This is a genomic window from Longimicrobiaceae bacterium (assembly GCA_035696245.1).
GTDB lineage: Bacteria > Gemmatimonadota > Gemmatimonadetes > Longimicrobiales > Longimicrobiaceae > DASRQW01.
This window is the reverse complement of record DASRQW010000430.1, coordinates 1-2765: the sequence shown is the minus strand read 5'-3', so window position 1 is coordinate 2765 and position 2765 is coordinate 1. Positions and strand designations below refer to the sequence as shown.

Genomic DNA, 2765 nt, shown 5'->3' with positions numbered 1-2765 from the left:
AGTACCGCTGGCTGCACGCGCGCGCCGCGCCGGTGTTCGGCGCCGACGGGCGCGTGCACGAGTGGGTGGGCGCCGAGTCCGACATCACCCGGCGGCGCAGGGCCGAGGAGACGGTGCGCTTCCAGGCCGGGCTGCTGGAGGCGGTGGAGCAGGCCGTGGTCGCCACCGACCTGGCGGGCCGCGTCACCTACTGGAACAGCTGGGCCGAGTCGATGCTGGGCTGGACCGCGGAGGAGGCCATCGGCCGGCGGATGGCCGAGCTGGTGCCCGCCGCCGCGCTGGCCGACCAGGCCGACGGCGTGCTGGCCCGCCTCCAGGCCGGCCAGGGCTGGGCGGGCGAGATGGCGCTGGCCGCGCGCGACGGGCGGCGCTTCGCCGGGCTGGCCACGGCCTCGCCCATCCGCAACGAGGTGGGCGGGCTGGTGGGCATCGTCCACACGCTCAACGATATCACGCCCATGAAGGAGGCCGAGCGGGCGCTGCGCGAGAGCGACGAGCGCTTCCGCCGCCTGGCCGCCACCTCGCCGGACCTGATCCTGGTGATGGACGTGTCGCGCGCCGTGCCCACCTACCTGAACCGCGCCGAGTTCCTGGGCTACACGGCGGCCGACCTGAACGACACGCCCACCATGCTGGAGCGCGTGCACCCCGACGACCGGGCGCGGGTGGACGCCGCGCGCGAGCGCCTGCGCGCCGGCGGCGAGGAGGGCCAGGTCACCTACCGCCTGCGCCGCCGCGACGGCGCCTGGGAGTGGGTGGAGAACCGCCACGCCGTGCTGGACCGCACGCCCGACGGGCGGCCCGCGCACACGCTCAGCTTCCTCACGGTCATCACGGCGCGCAAGGAAGAGGAAGAGGCGCTGCGGGCGCGCGAGGACCTGCTGCGCGGCGTGCTGGACCGCACCGGCGCCTCCGTGGGCGTCCTGTCCCCAGACGGCACGCTGCTGGTGGCGAACCGCCGCTTGCTTCAGGACAGCGGCACGCGCGCCGAGGACGTGCACGGCCTGCCGTTCGAGGACACGCCGCCCTGGTCGTACTCGGCCCGCGTACGGGGGCGGCTTCGCGCGGCGATCGGGCGGGCGGCGGCGGGCGAGACGGTGCGCTACGACGAGACGGTGCGGGCGCGCAACGGCTTCTCCACCATCGACTTCATGCTGGCGCCGCTCACGGGCGAGGACGGCACCGTCACGCACCTCATCGCCTCGGCGAACGACGTCACGGCGCGCGTGCGGGCGGAAGATGCGCTGCGCGGGGACGCGGAGCGGCTGCGGCTGGCCATGCTGGCGGTGGGCGGCGTGGTGCGCGAGCACGACCTGGGCACCGGGGCCGTGAGCTGGGACCACGGCGTCGCCGACCTGCTCGGCTACCCCGAGGCGGCGGCGGGTACGGACGAGAAGTGGTGGATCGAGCGCATCCACCCCCAGGACGTGCAGGGCGTGGTGGCGGGCTTCCGCTCGTGGCTTCGCGGCAGCCAGCCGCGCTGGTCCGCCGAGTACCGCTTCCGCCGCGGCGACGGGACGTGGCTGCGCGTGCAGGACCGCGTGGCCGCCGTCCGCGACAGCAACGGCACCGCCAGCCGCGCCATCGGCGTCATCGAGACGGTGGAGGCCCCGTCCGCCGCATCCTCCGTCGTCCGTCCCGAAGCGCCCGCCGCGGACTGACAGGCTCGCTCGAGCTCAATGGAAAGGGTCTCACGCGGAGACGCGGAGATCGCGGAGAACAACTCGCTTCTCCTGCCGTTCTCCGCGTCCTCCGCGCCTCCGCGTGAGCCTGCTGTTCGCGGATGGGGGGGATGCGCATCGCCCGCCCCCATCGCCCAGTTAATCGGTAGATGAACACCGGAGGCCCCGTCGCCGAAGATGAGCGGCGGGGCTTCGGCGTGTGGGGCGGCGTTGCGGGGGCGCAACAGCTTGGGGGGCGCGGGTCCACACGCACGGCGCGGGGACGGCGTGGATGCGCGATCGGCAGGCGGCACGGGAGTTCCTCTCATCGACGGTCGCGGGCTCGGCGGATGCTTCCTTCGCCCGCAGACATTTCTCTCCCGAAGCGATGCCATGAGCTCTCCCCCGGCACCCCTCGCACGCCCGGCCGCGCTGGACCGGCTGGTGCACGCGGTGCGGCTGGCGCAGCGGACGTACGAGCAGGCGCTGCACGGCCGCCGGCGCCGGGCCGCGCTGCTGCGCATCGGCAACGGGGCGATGCCCGCGGCGGTGCTGATGGTGTGCGAGGGCAACATCTTCCGCAGCCCGTTCGCCGCCGCGCTGCTCGCCTCCCGCCTCGCGCCCCAGACCCTCGCGCGGACCGAGGTGCGCTCCGCCGGCTTCGTGGGCCCCGGCCGCGGCGCGCCGACCGAGGCGATGATCGCGGCGCTGGCCCGCGGCTGCAACCTGGGCGCGCACCGCTCGTCGCTCATCCCGCCCGCCGCCGCGCCCGGCCACCGCCTTACCTTCGTCATGGAGGCGCGGCAGAAGCGCATCCTCGTTCGCCTGCACGACTACCGGGAAGAGGACGTGCTGCTGCTGGGCGACCTGGATCCGCTGCCCATCCCCGGCCGCGACGTGCGCGACCCGTGGGGCCACCCGCCGCACGTGCTCTCCGACACGTACGACCGCCTGGTGCGCTGCGTGGACGTGCTCGCCATCGCGCTGAACGGGCGGATGGGCGGCGCCGCTGGCCGCCGCGTGGTGGACCTCGGCCCACACATGTCCGTCCTCCGCCTGGGCCTCCCCAACGCCGGGGAGCGGGATCGATCGTCAACACCTCGC

The 2765-nt window shown here is 74.9% G+C and carries 2 protein-coding genes; both read left to right on the top strand.

Annotated elements, in window-relative coordinates; genetic code table 11:
- On the top strand, positions 1–1661 hold a 1661-nt coding region (locus VFE05_19270), incomplete at its 5' end, for a PAS domain S-box protein (protein ID HET6232223.1).
- A 393-nt stretch (positions 1662–2054) separates the two neighbouring features.
- Positions 2055–2765: hypothetical protein (locus tag VFE05_19265; GenBank protein HET6232222.1), on the top strand; the 711-nt coding region annotated here is incomplete at its 3' end.